Source organism: Photobacterium ganghwense (assembly GCF_003025595.1).
GTDB lineage: Bacteria > Pseudomonadota > Gammaproteobacteria > Enterobacterales > Vibrionaceae > Photobacterium > Photobacterium ganghwense.
In genome coordinates, this window is sequence record NZ_PYMI01000001.1 from 844481 (window position 1) to 862497 (window position 18017).

Sequence of the window (18017 nt, forward strand, 5' to 3'; positions counted from 1 at the left end):
ATGAAAATATCGTTATCGGCCATCACACTGGCCATGTTACCCATTTATCAAAGTTACGCTGACGAATTCAGCTATCCGCTTAACCAACCCTCTCAAACAGATTTTGGGGGAGTTGGCTTAATACAAATGCCATCAGCACGCATGGCTCCAGAAGGTGAACTGACACTCGGAGCAACTTATAACGATGAATATCATCATTACAACGTCTCTCTTCAGCTATTGCCATGGCTAGAAACCACCATTCGTTACACTTTGGTTCAGGATCTTCTGTACAGTAATGATCCTAACTTTAGTGATGATACAAAATACACAGATAAAGGCATCGATGTAAAAGTCAGGCTTTTAAAAGAAAGTTATTGGATACCTGAAACTGCCATTGGTGTGCGAGATTTTGGTGGTACAGGGCTGTTTGACGGCGAGTTTATTGCCGCCAGCAAACATGTAGGCCCATTCGATTTCACCATTGGTGTTGGCTGGGGTTACATAGGTAACAGCGGCAATTTAACCGGTGATAAGCGTAGTAGTGACGATTGTGGGCGTGGTACTGACTATAAAGGAAAGGGCGGTAGCTTCGATATTGATCGTATGTTCACTGGTTGTAGTGCCTTGTTCGGTGGTGTTGAATACCAAAGTCCTTGGTCACCACTCCGACTGAAGCTTGAATATGACGGTAACGACTATAAAAGCGACTTCCCTGTTACACGTGGCAACATTACCATGCCGCAAGACAGTAAATTTAACTATGGTGTACTTTACAGGCTTGGGGACTGGGGGGATCTTCGCCTGAGTTATGAGCGAGGAAACACCTGGACATTTGGTTTTAATCTAAACACCAACTTTAATGACTTAAAATCAACCTGGTTGGACGATCCTGCACCAGATTATCATCCAGGGAAAAATCATGCCTCGTATAAACTTTCAGATGAGGCTTGGGAGCAACTAGCACAAGATCTCCATCAAATCGCAGGGTATGAAGATCCGAGTATTTATGCCGATAACGATTCAATTACGGTTGTCTCTCCGCAAACTAAATACCGTGAGAGAAATGAAGCTCTGCTGCGAGCAAGTACACTTTTAGCCAATCAAGGGCCTCAAGCCTCTGAATATAGAATTGTTGAAACGTCAAACTACCAGCCGGTTACCGAAACTCGCATTAACGCTGAACAGTTCGCCAAAGTAGCGAACCATGAAGAGATCAACACCTCGGTTGCTGATGTCGCCCAAAACCAAAACCCAACGACACCACAAGGGACTCTGTACGCCAGATCAGAGAAGCAGTGGGATTACAGTTTTTCCCCTACCCTACAGCAATCTTTTGGGGGTTCAGAAAATTTTTACATGTTTAACATTGGGGTCAATGCTGGCGCAAATTACTGGTTTACCAAGCATGTAGAATTTGGCGGTTCAGTCTATTTCAACATTTACGATAATTACGATAAATTCTTATACGAAGTGCCACCAGATGGCACAGACTTGAAACGTGTTCGAACGTTAGTACGCCAATACATAAATGATAACCCTGTTCGCATGAATAACTTACAGTTGACCTGGATGGACCAAGTCAGCAGTAACTGGTATGCACAGGCATATGGTGGGTATCTGGAAATGATGTTCGGTGGCATCGGTGGCGAAATCCTTTACCGTCCTTTAGGTAGTAATTGGGCTGTAGGATTCGATGCCAACTACGTTGTTCAACGAGATCCTGACTCACAGTTTGGTTTCTTTAAGGAGGAGGTTCAATTTGATCCTCTGACCAACCGTAACTACCGCGTTCAAACGGGCGGGTTAACCGGACACGCAACCCTGTACTATCAGCCTCAATGGAACTGGATTCCTAATACTTTGTTAAAGCTCAGTGCTGGTCAGTATCTTACTGAAGACAAGGGCTTAACTATTGATTTTTCAAAACAGTTTGACAGTGGTGTTATTGCCGGGGCCTTCGCGGCTTTCACCGATCTTTCTTCAGAGGAGTTTGGTGAAGGTAGTTTCAACAAAGGCTTCTACATATCCATTCCCTTTGATGTCATGACAGTTAAGCCTAGTACCAATCGAGCGACAATATCTTGGTTACCACTTTCTAGAGATGGTGGCCAAATGCTCAACCGCAAATATCAACTGTTTAACGTCACTGATGCCCGTTCCCCATGGTATGGTAGGAACGCAATTAATTAACATTTAGCTATCGTATCAAAACACTAGCGCCATTACGTTAAGTCAAAGTAATGGCGCTATTTTTATATAAGTGATTGTTTTATTGTCATAACATACATTTAATTAAATATTTTTACATTTTTTAAAAAACATACAAATAAAACTCGTCACTATACCAGTTTGGAATATGAAACAATCAAACTAAACAGCCACAAATTTAAAAAAAATAAAAGTCGAAAAATTAAGCCCGTATCAGATCTGTGACATCTTGCCTAATTAATTTATATTTGTGATTTTCTTATCTATAAATAGACTATTATATGTAGTAATAACATTGTCAATAAAATGACAAGCACATCAAATAAAAGTCATATAAATGACGAACATAAGAGGTATTCATAATGTTTAGGGCCTATGCTCGCTTTACGCTTAATCACCCTATTCTTCACTCTATAAACTTATTGATAGTGCTATTTATTTTTATTTTCAGTAGCTATCAACTACTTGCTAATGAAAACATAATATATGCAACTGGTTTTTTATTAACCATTTTTCCGACGATCATCTTTGCTAAATCCTCTGATTATCGAAGAAAGTATTTAAGCACAGATAATTAGACAATAGTGGATATAAAAAAGGCATCTAGTATAGATGCCTTTTTTTCATCAATGATCTGCAGACATCTTAAGATTTTCCCACATCTGCTTCACTATCACTTGATCAACAGGTGAGAGTTCTGATTGGGCAGTGGCGATACTCTCATCGACTTTCGTATTCATAGCATCGACAGAAAATTGTTCTTCTTGCTCACACTGCGCTGCAGATAACGAGATGTGACCACGAATGTAACCACCTGCAAACAACTCATCATCAGAAGCTGTTTCGACCATCTCATCAATCAAACTCAGCAGTTTTTCTTCATATTGCTGGATCATTTTACTCTCAATAACGGTTTAATATGCAAAGAGTTAAGCCACAACACTATTATTTATGGCTGGAAAATCAGATGGTTCAAGAGGCCCTATCTGATAGAAATCTCTCAGAGCATCAGAAAGGCTTTGTACTCGCTCAGATAGACCACTAGTTAAATATTCAAAAACCTGCTCACGTACTTTATTGGTAAATGCGACACGATCAGGCTCACAGCTTCCGCTCAGGTTATCACAGCTAACCTGAAATCGAAAACCACAGCTGGCCGACAATATCCATTCAATAGCCTGAGGCTTAATTTCGACCTTTTCAAACGCGGCCTGAACCTCTGCCGTACGACCATCCGGCTCATACCAATAACCGTAGTCTTCCAGCAGGCGACGCTTGGGACCTGCAATACACCAATGAGCGAGTTCTACTAACATCATAAACATAAATGTACATAAATAACACCATGGTAAATATCGAAAAAATAAAAATTACCCATGTACAGCCAATACGCTTGAAAGTGTACAAAAATGAGAGTTTGAGAAACTGATTTGTACATCAAAGTCAATGAGGAACTAACATAATTCACTCAGCTCAGACCGATCCGTTCTGACACGTTTATGCCCCAAAACTTTTTTGAATGGGTCTATGTAGCAATAGAAATAGCTAATGCGCAAAAAATGCTTCTTCATGTTCATCTTCCTCATTGATTGATGAACATTACTAAGTTAACGGTGGATTTGAAAGCGGGGAACAGGTCATGGGATTTAAAGACAAACTTATGAACGAGCCAACACGAATCAGTCACCCAAAAAGTACTTTTCATCCAGAGATGTTGAGGTATTCGATAACTTGGCCGATCTTGCCTTGAATTTACGTCAGTCGTGGGATCGTGCAGGGAATGTAGTGAGGGTAACGGCAACGCCACGAACTGAAACGATGACATCTGTGTTCAATGGACCGTCCAAACTTGTCATATGCCTCCGGAAGCATCACTTCGTAACCTAAGTTCGCAAGCCCGTGGAACCAGAAGCTGAATCAAACGCGATCCCAATATTTAAATATTTGCACTTACAAAAAATTGCACCTCGCCAAATTACATAAACTCGTGACCTAACAACAAAGAACCGCTGCAGTACCGAACAATACCAAGTGCACCAGTCTACTATGGCAGCTATATGTACTCTCGAACAGCGTCAAATAATTTACATACACCCACTTGATTACCACCTTCATTCAGCCTGCTTATCGCTAAACTTAAAGGTAGCTTGCCGGGAAGTGGATCATGGCCAAAAACAAAGTTAAGTTTCAAAAAAACATTACAATCCATGGATTTATTGAGCGGTTTGGTAATGAGCGTCAATGCCAGGAACACCTGTTTAAGATGAGATGGCGACATAGCTATCAGTGTCCGAACTGCGGCCATGATAAGTACTGCCAGCTAAAATCACGTCCTGTTTATCAGTGCAACAACTGTCGTTCTCAAACATCTCTGACCTCAGGAACTCTGTTTGCTCACACGAAACTGCCATGAACCGTGTGGTTCATGGCAATTTATCTGATAACCCAAGTAAAAAATGGTTTATCCATTTTGGAGCTGTCGCGCCACTTAGGTATTTCATATAACGCAACCTGACGCTTGAAGCAGAAGCTGATGCAGGCAATGAAAGAACGCGATGATAAGAACCCACTAGAGAGGTTCGTTCAACTTGATGATGCCTACTGGGGCGGCGTTCGCAGAGGATCTAAAGGCCGTGAAGCAAAAGGCCAAAGACCCTTCGTTGCCGCAGTATCCATGGACGATAAAGCTCATCCGATAGCGATGCGGTTTAGCGCACTGACAGGTTTCGGAAAACACGAGATCACCCGCAGGGCCAAGACGCACCTCAAGCCAAAAGCACTCGTCATTTCAGACGTATTAGCCTGCTTCAGAGGCGTTGAAGATGCTTAAGTCTTCCATAAGGCCATAATCACTTTCGGTGGCCCCTCTAGCGTCGAGGTTCCCTATTTTAAATGGGTCAACACCATGATTAGTAATGTAAAAAACTCAATCCATGGAACTTATCACGCGATAGGCCTAAAGCACTTACCAAGGTATCTCGCTGAGTTCTGTTACAAGTTCAATCGGCGTTACAACCTAGAATATTCGGCTGACGTAAGTAAGTCAAATTCAGCGTTCCAATGACCAACCCCGAATTCAACCGGATACACTTCCCCGCTAAGAGAATTCCACATCATTTTTTATTGTCATTTCTGTACACAGAGCCTGAATTTCGGGTTATAGCAACATCCACACGGTGGGGGTGTTGATCATCAAGCAGTAAAATCCCCTTTTCATCCACAACCACACCATCAAGCTTAATAAGTATTTGCTCTTCGGCACCGATACACTGATGTTGGGTGATCACAATATGATACTCGGTATGGCCAAAGTGGTAATATATTGCATATTCAGTCCAACTTGCTGGTATACAGGGCTTGATGTGCAAATAATTTGCATCACGTTTTATACCCAACAACGATTCCAGTATTAACCGATATAGCCAGCTGGCCGATCCGGTATACCACGTCCATCCTCCGCGGCCAATGTGGGGCGAAATCGCATATACGTCCGCTGCTACCACATAGGGTTCCGCTTTATATACCGCCACGTCTTGAGAACTGATGCTATGGTTCACCGGATTAATCAGCCCGAGTATTTCCCAGGCCCGGGTACTGTCTCCAAGCTTAGCAAATGCCATGGCAGCCCAAATTGCCGCATGCGTATACTGACCTCCGTTTTCACGCACTCCAGGTACATAACCTTTGATATAACCCGGATTTAACGTCGAGTTATCAAATGGGGGGGCTAAGAGCAGAACTAAGCCATCTTTGCGCTTTACCAAATATTGATCTACGGCGTTCATCGCCAATTGCGAACGTTCAGGTCTGCCAGCGTTGGATAACACTGACCAACTTTGTGAAATCGAGTCAATGGTACATTCACTATTCGTCGCAGATCCGAGTGCGGTGCCATCATCAAAATAGGCGCGCCGATACCAGCTACCATCCCAACCGTGTTTATCAATATTTTGTTTCAAATCGGCTGCTTGTTGTTGGCAGTGTGCCGCGAAATCTTTATCACCCTGCTGTAAGGCCAGTTCGGCAAAGTCTAGTAGTACTTTATACAGAAAAAATCCCAGCCAGACACTTTCACCCTTGCCCTTTATACCCACCAAATTCATCCCATCGTTCCAGTCACCCGAGCCCATCAACGGCAGTCCGTTCTCTCCCATGTTTAAACCGTTTTCAATGGCACGTACGCAATGCTGATAAAGGCTGGCTTCATTTTGGGCGCACTCGGGCAGACCATAATAGGACTCTTCATCGCTATTGACCGGTCGACCTTTAATAAAAGGCACGCTGATATCGAGCACGGTTTTATCACCGGTAGTATTTACATAATGGCAAGTGGCCATTGGCAGCCATAAATAATCATCGGAACAGCGAGTTCGCACGCCGCTGCCCATCGGGGGATGCCACCAATGTTGCACGTCACCTTCTATATATTGGCGGGCAGCCGCCCTCAACAGATGCTCGCGCACCAGATCGGGGGCAGCGTGTACCAATGCCATGACATCCTGCAGTTGGTCACGAAAGCCAAAGGCGCCCCCCGACTGATAAAAGCCACTGCGGGCCCAGAGCCGGCAGGCCAGTAACTGATACAGTAACCAGCCATTCGCCAACACATTGAGCGCAGGATCTGGAGTATCCACTTGCACTGTGCCCAGTGTTTTTTTCCAATACTTTTTTACGTTGTCCAAAACGGTACTGGCTGTATCGGTTTTGCGTAGCCGCTGTGCCAAATCGCGAGTCTGGGCCAAGTCATGACCCGCGCCTAGACGGAAAATAATCTGTCTCTCCTGGCCGGGCATGAGCTCAAAAGAAACCTGAATGGCGCCACAGGGATCAAGGGCAGCCCCGACCCGTCCTGACAGTCGCGCCCTGGTCAGCGCATCCGGTTGTGCAAGAGAGCCATTACGACCTAAGAATTCGTTTCTGTCCGCGGTTAAACTTCGTGACATATCATCGACATCGAAAAATGCCACGCGTCCTACGAAGTTTGTATTGTAACTATTGCGAGCAAAGAGAGCTCCGCTACTGGCATCGATTTCTGTGACAATATGAGGGGTCGATTTGCTACGTACATCCCCCAACACCCATTCCACATAACCAGTCGCAGAAATACGCCGGATTCGGTTTGAGTCATTGCGCACATTTAATACTGAGAATTTTACGGTGTCCTCTAAATGAACATACATGGTCAGTGAAGAGTGGATGCCCCACTCACTGTGTTCGAAGGTGCTGTATCCGAAGCCATGACGAGTCACATAAGGTTGTTGCCCTCGACAAGGTAATGGGGTGGGCGACCAAAACTTACCACTTTCCTCATCGCGCAAATAAAATGCTTCACCGCTACTGGTGCCTATTGCGTCGTTGCTCCATGGCGTGAGTCGATATTCGTGGGCATTTTCACTCCAGGTATAGGCTAATCCGCTCTCGGTAATTACGCTGCCGAAATTAGCATTTGCTAATACATTGACCCAGGGTAAAGGGGTCATTTGCTTAGGCGTCGTGGTAATACAGTATTCGCTGCCATCTTCATTGAAGCCGCCTAGGGCATTAGACAAAATCAAATCAGGCTGCATTTCCTCTGCGACGGTGTCACTATTGATTTCCAAGTAACGGCTGGATGCTAAGCGCTCAACCCGAACACTTGCTGAAGCGCGCCGGCTCACCTGTTCCTCAAAGGAGCCTGAATGGTCGGTAATGATGGCGCGCGAAACAGCTTGGAAAAGTACTCGGTCTTCTTCTGAGATCTGTTCGGACGTGCGAACAAAAATACCACCAGGCCGCTCTATTTCGTGGGCTTCAGTACACGTTGCAATTAGCCCCAAAATCTGATCTTGAATTTGCTTTCGATAGCCGACATTGTCTTCGTTCCAGATCACCAAATCCACGGCCAACCCTTTCAAACGCCAATAGGCATGACATTGAATTAATTGATGGGCTAATTTTAAGTGAGCGATATCGCTGATTTTCAGCAACACAATGGGGAGATCACCGGAAATACTATAGCCCCATAATCCTGCCTGGCCGCGATGGTTCTGTATTAATAGATTTGCGTCTGCTCGCAGCGCTGGATTGTTATATAAAATGGTATTGGCAAGGCGGCGATATAAGAGCGCTTCAGTTTCATTTGCATTGATCTGTCGTAACGTAATGGCACTGTGTGTACTGGCAAGATCGAACACACGATCGGCAAAATGTCGGTCCTGATACTTATCAACTAAGGCCAAACAACCTTTTCGATTTTGTGCAACGCCAGTAACCAAATCTATGGTGGCGGATTCTTCTGCGTCCAAGGTAACACAGCAGCGGATCGCTGCTATTGGATCAAGCACAGAGCCCTGAGTGTTGGACAATGGCTGTTCACCGCTGATCACCTGAGGCGCAACCAGTGTATTTCCTCGCCCGATAAACCGGATACGATCGGTCTCGTAAGAAATATCCCCGACTTTAGCTCCGTTAAATGACAGTAGATGGCACATCCAGGGAGAGTGTTCACTTTCAGAGCGAGGTCGGCGAGAACATAAAATTGCACAGCGCTCGCTGACAATTTCTGTTTGCACAAACAAGTTGTTAAACGCGGTTTGCATTTCATCAGCAACAGGGGCCGCTAACACAACTTCGGCATAACTCGTGATCTCGACCGTTCTGCGTTCACGGCCTCGATTGGTGATGCGCAAACGCCTGAGCTCAATGTCATCCTCTGGTGAGACCACTATTTCAGAATAGGTCTCGAAATCGTGATCGCTGCGACGAAATTCGGCTCGGCCCTCGGAAAACATAGCGGCATAGCGATCCGGCTGTTTTAACGTCGGTTGATAAGTGGCAGACCAGAAATCCCCCGTTTCGGGATCACGCAAATACACAAATGCGCCCCAATTATCGCAAGTCGGATCTTCGCGCCAGCGAGTTACCGCAAATTCATTCCAGCGACTATAGCCGCCGCCGGTATTCGTTAACATCACATGATAACGACCATTTGAGAGTAGCTGTACTTCGGGTGAACGCGTATCAAAATCGATGGGTTGATGTACAGGCATCGCAGGTTCATCAAAAAATGCGCTCCCTTCAGAATGCTCGGCAACATGAGTATGGACAATGGAGGATTTAGGAATTTTTTCTTGAAGTAATAACAGGGTCGCTTGAAATGAAAGGTCCGATTCAAACCGTTTTTGCATGGGCTGGTTTAGCAGTAAATAGTCCAGCGCCAGCAACGACATGCCTTGGTGATGTGCCATGTAGGATTGCACGACAATGTAGTTTTGGCCGCGGGTCATCCGGGCGGGTGTGTAGTCTATCGCTTCGTAAAAACCATATCGTCCTTCACCACCCAGGCCAGATATACGTTGCAGGTTTGCACAAGCAGCATGAGGATCGACCATCAATGCCAATGCAGAAGCATAGGGCGCTATCACAGAGTCTTCAGCAAGTCCTCGTTTTAGTCCCAGCCCCGGCACACCAAAAGCGTGATATTGATAATTTTGATTGGCATCGATTGAACTAAAACCAGATTCCGACACTCCCCAAGGCATCGATCGTAAATTGCCATACGCAATTTGTCTCTTTACTGCCACACGGTAAGTTTGATCCAACAACGTGCCATGGTAGGTGGGCATTACCAATAGCGGCATCAGATACTCAAACATTGAGCCGCTCCAGGAAACAAGGATTGGTGCACCACCAGATGTGGTCAGAAGGTGGCCCAAGGCGAACCAACTTTCCTGCGGCAACTTACCTTGAGCAATGGCAACAAAAGTCCCCAAGCGGGCTTCCGAAGCCAGTAAGTCGTAATAACTATTGTCACGGCGAAACTCATCAATGTTATAACCAACTGCAAGTAAATGACGTGATTTGTCATATAAGAAATCGTATTCCATGGACGCAAACTCGCAAGCCAATGAGGCCAACTGTTCACACCTTTCTATCCGTTCATTTGTACGCGTTTTTGCTTGCGTCAATGTATGTTGCAGTGTTATCAATTCGTCTCGATTGATGCATTCCGGCGAGCGGTTCAGACATTCATTAACCACCGGGAGCCACTGGTTTATACGGATAATGAGGTCTCTAAGCGATGGTGCGTTATCTAAATCATCCAGTTTTCCTGAACCCATTGAATCATTCATGGATGCTAATAATTTCAAAATTTCTATAGATGCCGGGTGTTGTAGCCAGGGGCAAATCCACAGCACATCATCAATCAGCCTTTGGCATTGTTGTTGTAATGCTGTCGCCCAATAATGTATTTCAGAGCCTGTGTCATCAGCAGTATCGTCAATATTTTGCTCTACATGTTTTTGCACTTCTATAAAGAGCAGGAGCTGATCTTGCAAGTTGGTGAATGCCGCATTATCAGGCAATGTTTGGCAGGCAGGATCCAAAAGATTTTTCACATTTTCCAGACAATTTTTCCATTGTGCTAACTGGGTTTCTGCCTGTGAGTTTGCCGGTTTATCGTCCATCAATGCATCTTCCAACAAGGCGAGGGTATCTGCCAGTCCCAGGAAAACACGTTTAGGTATAAGTGAACTATCGGGTAAGTTCTGCAGGCCTGCACGTAAAGTCAGTAAATGAGCCGCCAGGTTACCGCTATCTACCGATGAAATATAACGAGGTAATAAGGGTTGCAAGGTTCGGGTGTTGTACCAATTAAAAAAGTGCCCTTGATGACGTTCAAGCTTGGCTAATGTGTGAAAAGTGTTTTTGGTTCGCTGTAGTAGTTCCCCGCCGCCAATAAAACCGAAATCCATCGCGGTCAAGTTAGCCAGTAACGACAAGCCGATGTTGGTGGGGGATGTACGATGAGCGAGCACCGGGCCAGGATGTTCCTGATAATTATCCGGTGGTAACCAGTTCTCATCGGCTGTTACAAATGTGTCAAAGAATGCCCATGTTTTACGGGCGATTTTCCCCAGAAAAATTGTCTGCTGTTGACTTATCTTGACGTCAGCCCTCACTAATGGGCGACTTAACCACCACGCAAACGCCGGGGCGAGGAACCACAATAGCAAAATCGGAGTCGCCGCCCACAATGATGACGGCTGAAATAACAGTAGACCGATGCTGCAAAAAAATGCCAGCAATGGTGCAATAGCCATATTCCGGTATGACGCAACCAGTCCGACATCTGTCGTCGATGTATGCCTGCATGAGACAACCCAGTCTAATAACCGACTTTGATCAAAAGTAAGGCGGTAAATACTGCATATTATTGCCCCCATGCTATAGCTTGTTTCATAAGGTAAACAGGCTATTTTAAACCCGGTTTCGAGAAGGCTCTGTTCTGCCGAGCGTAAAACGGTAAGCAAGTGAAACCCCAAGCGAACATCCTTGCCAGCCCGGAAGATATTCACTCCCGCCATTAGCCACCCTGGTAAAATTAATATTCCCACCACGGTTAAGGGCCATAACCAGGCGGAGGGGGTGGCAAACCATCCCAACAACAGGAGTAATATCAATACCGAGGGAATAAGGCTGCGACGCAGATTATCAAAAATTTTCCAGCGCGATAGTGCTGATAAAGGGTTCCTTTGATAGCCATGCCGGAACACGGGTACCCACGGCAAGATCCATTGCGCAATTTGCCAGTCGCCACGGATCCACCGTTCTTGGCGCTGAACATCCGCAAAATAGGTTGCAGAATAATTATCATACAGTTGGACATCGCTGAGTAAGCCTGAACGGATATAGCATCCTTCAAGCAGATCATGGCTCAGAATCCGGTTTTCAGGAAAACGTTCTTTTAGTGCATACTCAAAAGCATCGACATCATAGATGCCTTTACCGACAAAAGAACCTTCCCCATAGAGATCTTGGTAAACATCTGATACAACCCGCGTATAGGGATCGATACCCGGTTCAAGACTAAATAACTGGGCATAGCGTGACTGATGGGCACCTAACAGGCTGGCGGCCATACGCGGTTGTAAAATGCCGTAACCATTACTGACCAAACGTTTGTCTTGATCGTACTGCGGGCGATTTAACGGATGGGCCATTGTTGCCACCAACTGGCGTGCTGAATCTCGCGGTAATTGCGTATCCGTGTCTAAGGTAATGACATAGCGCACTGAAGGTAGTGACTCAATGTCACCGACCACACAGGCAAAAGCCTCAACCCCCCCCCCTCGTAGCGCGAGATTGAGATCCGCTAATTTACCGCGTTTACGCTCATACCCCATCCAGCACTGTGCAACCGGATTCCACCGACGAGGGCGATGAAACAAGAAGAATCGGGCATCATCTTCTTTGCTATTCGCCTCTGAATAGCGGCGATTAAGCGTTTCAATTCCAGTCTGTACTTGATTCAATAACTCGTCGTCGCCTTCTTTGGTTTCAGTGTCGGCGTCGGTAAAATCAGTCAACAGCGCAAAATGCATATGCGGGTCTTGGTTGCCCAGAAAATGTACTTCCAATGTTTCGAGTAAATCATCGACACTTTGCTTCGTGCAAAGCATGCTTGGAATAACCACTAACGTACGCATTTCCTCCGGCAGACCACTGGAGTAATCCATACGAGGTAGGGAGTGTGGCGAGGTCAGTAACGTTGCGAGCCAGTTCACGATCACAGTGGCCAGTTGGCTTCCCGCCAGTATCAACAAGCCCCCCATCACCCAATTTTGCCAGCCACTAAGACCGGCCTGATGTGCTGCGGATAGAAGCCCTAGGCAAATGAGTAAGGTTATAATAAAAATGGCTCCGAGATGACCTATTCCTGTCAAACGCGCTTTAATTTTTTTATTGCTTAAAAGAGAAAATGACCTGACGTGTGCTGCCTTTTTTAGCAACGCAAGTCCATCATCAATCAGGTAATAACCTACATGCGTTTTTTTCGTTGGGTTATCGGTATCTTGCGCCGCTTGTTGAGCCAGATCCACGGCCAACTGCGCTACCTTGACTTCCGTCCAGCCCCAGTGCCTGGCAAGCTGCTCGATCACATGTCGATAGCGATCTCGGGTGGAAAAATCCATGGCGCAATAGTGTCCGCTGCAATCGGTTAACAATATTTGATTGACCAAACTCATCGTTTCGACAAAATCGCGCCAATTGGTGGCCTCCAAAAAACGCAGGCTTCCAATGGAATGACTAACCGACACCTGATCTGCAGCTTGTTGTTGATTTTCGGAACGCACCATCTGGTCTATCGTCAGACTTAATTCAGACAGTCGCTGTTCAACCCAAGTTAGTGGCAAAGAAAGTGCAGGACCATGACCTTGAAGTTGTTTCGCCAGTTCTGCGACAAATGGACTCACCATCGGAGGGTTTGAACGCGCCATATCCGAAACCACAAGAATCAAATTTTTAGGATCAGTTTCGGCTGTTGTAATTAATTGGTTGGCCCAGGCCTGGGCTAGATTCAAGTGTTGACATGCAGCTGCTGTGCGGGCGCTGACCCTTCGAAGGTTTTCAATTAATGCCAAGCGCAGCATGATAGGGATGGCCCATAATTCTCCTAATGTAAGCGGGCTTATCGTTTGATAAGCCGCTACAAAACGGCACAAGGATTCGTGATCAACCTGACCATCACGATTAGATATAATCGTAAGTGCGAGGTCATAGACTCTTGGTAGCCCTTTTGATGGTCCGTAGGATATGCGAGGTAACTCACGGCTATAACTATTGGAAAAATGCAGTCGTGCGGTACTAATTTGTTCTTCGATTAAATAGAAATTATCGAGAAGCCACTCACTTGCGGGAGCAATATGCTGCTTTTTTTTCGCTGCAACTCTCAGGGTGCCGCATACATCCATTAATACCTGTTCGTTGTCACTTAATCGTTTCAGTAAGCCATCTGATCGTCTTGAATGGGTAAGAGTGTGAGCCCGGGCTAACGCTTTTCCTTTTGCTTCCAGCTGGGCCACGCTCAATATGGCGGACCGCAACGGGGGACTTTCTTTTTGTGCTTCATTATTTCGTGAAAAGAAATGTCCAACCCATTGTTTTGTCAGTGTAATAAAGTACAACCAGAATCTGACAAGAAAATGCTTTTCACCCGAAATTTTTGTCATACGAACGCACACTCTATTTATTATTACGGCCTGAGTAAAACCAAAGTATGACGGTAAAAATAGCTTCTGTTATATCATTAATAATAATCGTATTAATGATATAACAGAAGATGTGCTAGTACTTCACACTCAGGTTATTATCGACAGATTTCACGCCTGGGACGCCTTTCGCCAAGCTGCCCGCTTTTTGAACACTGGCTTCTGATTTCACAAAACCACTGAGCTGCACCACACCTCTAAAAGTCTCCACACTGATATCAAGTGACTTAAGTTGGGGCTCATTAAATATGGCGGTTTTGACCTTTGCAGTAATGACAGAGTCATCAAAATACTCGCCTGTACCTTGTCTGCTCGCCGTTGAGCCACAGCCAATCACAAACAGTAATGCCACAATGGTTAAGATCGAAGTAAAATACTGTAATGTTTTCATAACAAACTCACTCCCGCTGTTGTCACTTAGGCAAGAATTACTGATTACATCCACACAGATTCATTATGGTCTATGCGTCGCAGTCCCGTACGACTCAAACCCCGCAATAACATCAAATAATTCTTCATCAATGACACGCTGGCGTAACCGGTGAAAATCCGTGCCCAATGTTTCCAATTGATTCTCAATGTTCTTTTCTGCACGCTGCATGGCTATCAGCCGACAGGCATTTTCACTTGCTAAAGACTCTGCACAGGCACGGAACAAAGAAACAAAAATATATTCTTGCACCGAAGCAACAATGGCCTGTTTGCGCCCCTGAATCACTTCCGGCAGGTTTTTTGTTGGCCATTCTCGCTAAACCAGACATCGTCAAGAGGCAACAAGCGCAGGCAATGCGGTTCGAAGGTCGCCCCGGAAACAGGATGATTATGGAACAAATACACCGGGCCAATATCGCCACGTATGCGCCGGTTTTCTATTTCCGACCGAATTTGACTGACCATAGCCGTGATTGCGCTCATTGAGTTGGGAAGCTCAAAGCTGGTATCAACGTCCAGATTACAGTTTTCAAGACCGGTCTGAATACGCTCACCCACAGTCCATATTCTTTTCCGGCATGGATGCTCACTGAGCGTCTGAACCGCAAAATCGACCAGGCACTCGTTAAACTGTCCGACTAAACCCTGATCTGAGCCAAAAATCACAGCAGCGGCCATATTCTCGTTCTCACGAGTTTGTGTATTAGCGGTAATCAAGTTCTGGCGGAGGCCTACGAGCAGAGCAAGCTGCACGGCCCTTTCGTAGTCCTCCAAAGAGCTTATGGCATTCTCATACTCATTAATACTTGATGTCGCTATCGCTTTCATCGTACGTACGATCGCGATAAGGTCAGACGCTGTCGCAATTTTACGGCGTAGACTAACAGCAGTATTACTCATCACTTTTCCTCTTGCTCTGGCAGGAAATCCATTAATGCCTGCTTAGCAATATCGGTAATCAATGCCCGATCTGCCGCGCTGAGCGCATCGTCAGAGTCTAATTGCGGGATCAGTTCATCCGGTATATTTACAACAGCAGAACAGATAGCAAGTTCTGCTTCTGCCATCTGTGCCAACGGCACGCGATCCAGTAATCCTGCGGTCAATGCCAATAACACGCTAATCTGCGTTGGAACAGCAAGCGGCGATAATTCCTGCTGTTTCAGGCAAGCCCGGATACGTAAGGCATGTACGAGTTTCAACCGCGTCGTTTCATCAATCCGGGCACCAAAGCGGGAAAAATTCTCAAGTTCTTCGAACTGCGAATATGCCAGCTTCAGGTCACCCGCTACAGCCCGATAAGCAGCGCGCTGTGCCTTACCGCCAACACGGGAAACCGATTTACCCACATCGACGGCTGGCAATACACCTAGCTCGAAAAGTACGGGCGACAAATAAATCTGACCATCAGTGATCGAAATCAGGTTGGTCGGTATATACGCTGAGATATCTTGTGCTTCCGTTTCAATGATTGGTAAGGCAGTTAGCGATTGCGAAAGCATTAACTGTGAGAACATTGTTCGATTTTTCTGCCAACAGAGGAGCAGTTATCCAATTAGATCACAAGCTCCATATCATCTTAGATGGAGCGGGATATCACCGCAGTGATTTAGTCAGAGATACGGCATTCGTTCTCAACATTACCTTCCCTTCCGCCTTACAGCCCTAATCTCAACCCGATAGAACGGCTTTGGGAGGTGATGAACGAGAAATCGAGTAATTACGTTTACTTCAAAAGTAAACGTGACTTAAAGGAAGCGATAGTCCAATCTTTTGACTGTGGCTCTTCCTGAGATCGCAGACTTATTGGCGTCTCGAATTAACGATAGTTTTCAGGTGCTCAAGCTGCACCTTCAAGTTGATTGGGATAGTACGTTTATCATCGGACAAGACAAATTGGAATTGTTGCATGAATAAGTTAATACAGTTCTGGGGTAATCTACGATCAAGCTTCTGGTATATGCCTTCACTGATGGTCGGTGGCAGCATTGTCTTGGCGGTAGTGTTGATCGAGGCCGACTCGGCTGGTAGTGACCGCTGGCTAAATCAGTGGCCACGCCTCTTTGGGGGCGGAGCGGAGGGTGCGCGCCAGATGTTATCCACGCTGGCCAGTTCAATGATGACGGTGATGGGTATCACTTTCTCCATGACCTTGCTGGCACTGACACTGGCGTCTAGCCAGTACACATCGCGCATTCTGCGGAACTTCATGCGCAGCCGCATCACACAATTCACGCTGGGGGTTTTCGCCGGCACTTTCGTTTATTGCCTGATCGGGTTGCGCACCATTCGCGGTGGTGCTGGTGTTGAGGGGTTCGTGCCGAGCCTGACGGTTTTCTTTGCTTTGGTCCTGTCGCTCGGTGGTGTGGGCGTCCTTATCTATTTTCTTCATCATATTGCCTTGTCGATCCAAGCATCCAGCATCATCGCCTCGGTCGCCAAGGAGACCAACGCATCCATTGATCGGCTGCTACCAGAAGAACTGGATCAGGGAGCCAATGGAGATGAAGGCCAGAATCGGGGGCTCGAGTCACTGGATGAGAGGTCCTGGTATCCCGTGCCAGTAGCCGTGAGCGGGTACATTCAAAGCGTGAATATCGCAGCGTTGATGAGCCTGGCACGAGACAACAGAACCATCTTGCGAATGGAGCACGGTATCGGCGCGTTCGTTGTGCAAAATACGGCACTGGTATCGCTCGCCCTGACCTATCCGCCAGATCAGCAGACCATTGATGTGATTAATGATGCTTACAGTATTGGCCGCCATCGCACGGTGGAACAGGACCCGGCTTTCGGTATTCGACAGATCGTGGATATGGCCATCAAGGCACTTTCACCTGGGGTTAATGACACTTCAACGGCGGTGATGTGCGTGGACTATCTCACATCGATTCTGGCTCGGCTAGCCAGTCGACAATTCCCGTCTGTGAACTGTTACCAGGGAGAAACACTGCGTGTGATTGCGATTGTTCCGAGCTTTGAGGGACTATTGGCCGAAGCTTTCGATCAAATTCGGAGTAGTGCCGCAGAGAATGTTGCTATTCTCGCACGCCTACTCGGCGCTCTTGATACTATCGGTAGTCTGACGATCAGGCCCAGCCATTTACGAGCACTCGACGAACAGCTGCATTGTATTGCCGAACTGGCCGATCGCACCATCGAAGCCAGCTATGATCGCGAGCGGCTCGAAAGACGCATGTCTAAAGTGCGCGAAATGCTGGAAACGCAGTTTGTGTTATGTGCAGAGGAACAGAAGGAATAGTATTCTGGATCCGAGATATGCAAATTGAAAGGGGCATTTAAAGATTGACCTAAGATAATTTACAGATTGCTAAATTAGAAAAATCACTAATACGTCTTTGT

General features: G+C 46.2%; 8 protein-coding genes and 4 pseudogenes. 4 read left to right on the forward strand and 8 right to left on the reverse strand.

Annotated elements, in window-relative coordinates; genetic code table 11:
• Positions 1–2172, forward strand: coding sequence for a YjbH domain-containing protein (locus C9I92_RS03650; RefSeq protein ID WP_047883975.1), 2172 nt, complete (start codon positions 1–3; stop codon positions 2170–2172).
• A 644-nt stretch (positions 2173–2816) separates the two neighbouring features.
• On the opposite strand, the gene C9I92_RS03660 is transcribed toward C9I92_RS03650, so the two are convergent.
• Positions 2817–3086, reverse strand: a complete 270-nt coding sequence (locus C9I92_RS03660; RefSeq protein WP_047883792.1) for a YfcL family protein — start codon at positions 3084–3086, stop codon at positions 2817–2819.
• 33 nt (positions 3087–3119) lie between these two features.
• Positions 3120–3518: pseudogene (locus tag C9I92_RS03665) on the reverse strand (elongation factor P hydroxylase); the annotation flags it as partial.
• A gap of 836 nt (positions 3519–4354) precedes the next feature.
• Here C9I92_RS03665 and C9I92_RS03670 point away from each other — a divergent pair.
• Positions 4355–5215, forward strand: a pseudogene (locus tag C9I92_RS03670) (IS1595 family transposase); the annotation flags it as partial.
• Positions 5216–5303: 88 nt separating this feature from the next.
• Here C9I92_RS03670 and C9I92_RS03675 read toward each other — a convergent pair.
• From C9I92_RS03675 to C9I92_RS25860, 6 genes and pseudogenes are all read right to left on the reverse strand, one after another.
• A complete protein-coding gene (locus C9I92_RS03675) occupies positions 5304–14183 on the reverse strand; it encodes a glycoside hydrolase family 94 protein (RefSeq protein ID WP_084712455.1) in 8880 nt (2959 codons plus the stop codon).
• A gap of 115 nt (positions 14184–14298) precedes the next feature.
• The gene (locus C9I92_RS03680) at positions 14299–14613 is read right to left on the reverse strand and encodes a BON domain-containing protein (protein WP_047883793.1); all 315 of its coding nucleotides are present in this window, start codon (positions 14611–14613) and stop codon (positions 14299–14301) included.
• A gap of 63 nt (positions 14614–14676) precedes the next feature.
• A complete protein-coding gene (locus C9I92_RS25745) occupies positions 14677–14940 on the reverse strand; it encodes a F0F1 ATP synthase subunit gamma (RefSeq protein WP_282955771.1) in 264 nt (87 codons plus the stop codon).
• On the reverse strand, positions 14937–15554 hold the full coding sequence (locus tag C9I92_RS25750; RefSeq protein ID WP_211263820.1) for a F0F1 ATP synthase subunit gamma: 618 nt from the start codon (positions 15552–15554) through the stop codon (positions 14937–14939). Before C9I92_RS25750 ends, C9I92_RS25745 begins: the two co-directional genes overlap by 4 nt.
• On the reverse strand, positions 15554–15934 hold the full coding sequence (locus C9I92_RS25855) for a hypothetical protein (protein ID WP_428838592.1): 381 nt from the start codon (positions 15932–15934) through the stop codon (positions 15554–15556). The genes C9I92_RS25750 and C9I92_RS25855 overlap by 1 nt, the downstream gene beginning before the upstream one ends.
• 29 nt (positions 15935–15963) lie before the next feature.
• A pseudogene (locus C9I92_RS25860) lies at positions 15964–16144 on the reverse strand (F0F1 ATP synthase subunit alpha); the annotation flags it as partial.
• Here C9I92_RS25860 and C9I92_RS03695 point away from each other — a divergent pair.
• Both C9I92_RS03695 and C9I92_RS03700 read left to right on the forward strand, forming a co-directional pair.
• Positions 16119–16571 (forward strand): annotated as a pseudogene (locus C9I92_RS03695) (transposase); the annotation flags it as partial. The pseudogenes C9I92_RS25860 and C9I92_RS03695 sit on opposite strands and share 26 nt — an antisense overlap.
• A complete protein-coding gene (locus C9I92_RS03700; RefSeq protein WP_047883794.1) occupies positions 16564–17916 on the forward strand; it encodes a DUF2254 domain-containing protein in 1353 nt (450 codons plus the stop codon). The pseudogene C9I92_RS03695 and the gene C9I92_RS03700, both read left to right, overlap by 8 nt.
• The last annotated feature ends 101 nt before the right edge of the window (positions 17917–18017 follow it).

Excerpts from the sequence above, each read along its gene's own strand:
- C9I92_RS25750 (WP_211263820.1), bottom strand. The coding sequence starts at position 15,554 with ATGAGTAATACTGCTGTTAGTCTACGCCGTAAAATTGCGACAGCGTCT.
- C9I92_RS03700 (WP_047883794.1), top strand. The coding sequence starts at position 16,564 with ATGAATAAGTTAATACAGTTCTGGGGTAATCTACGATCAAGCTTCTGG.
- C9I92_RS03675 (WP_084712455.1), bottom strand. The coding sequence starts at position 14,183 with ATGACAAAAATTTCGGGTGAAAAGCATTTTCTTGTCAGATTCTGGTTG.
- C9I92_RS03680 (WP_047883793.1), bottom strand. The coding sequence starts at position 14,613 with ATGAAAACATTACAGTATTTTACTTCGATCTTAACCATTGTGGCATTA.
- C9I92_RS03650 (WP_047883975.1), top strand. The coding sequence starts at position 1 with ATGAAAATATCGTTATCGGCCATCACACTGGCCATGTTACCCATTTAT.
- C9I92_RS03660 (WP_047883792.1), bottom strand. The coding sequence starts at position 3,086 with ATGATCCAGCAATATGAAGAAAAACTGCTGAGTTTGATTGATGAGATG.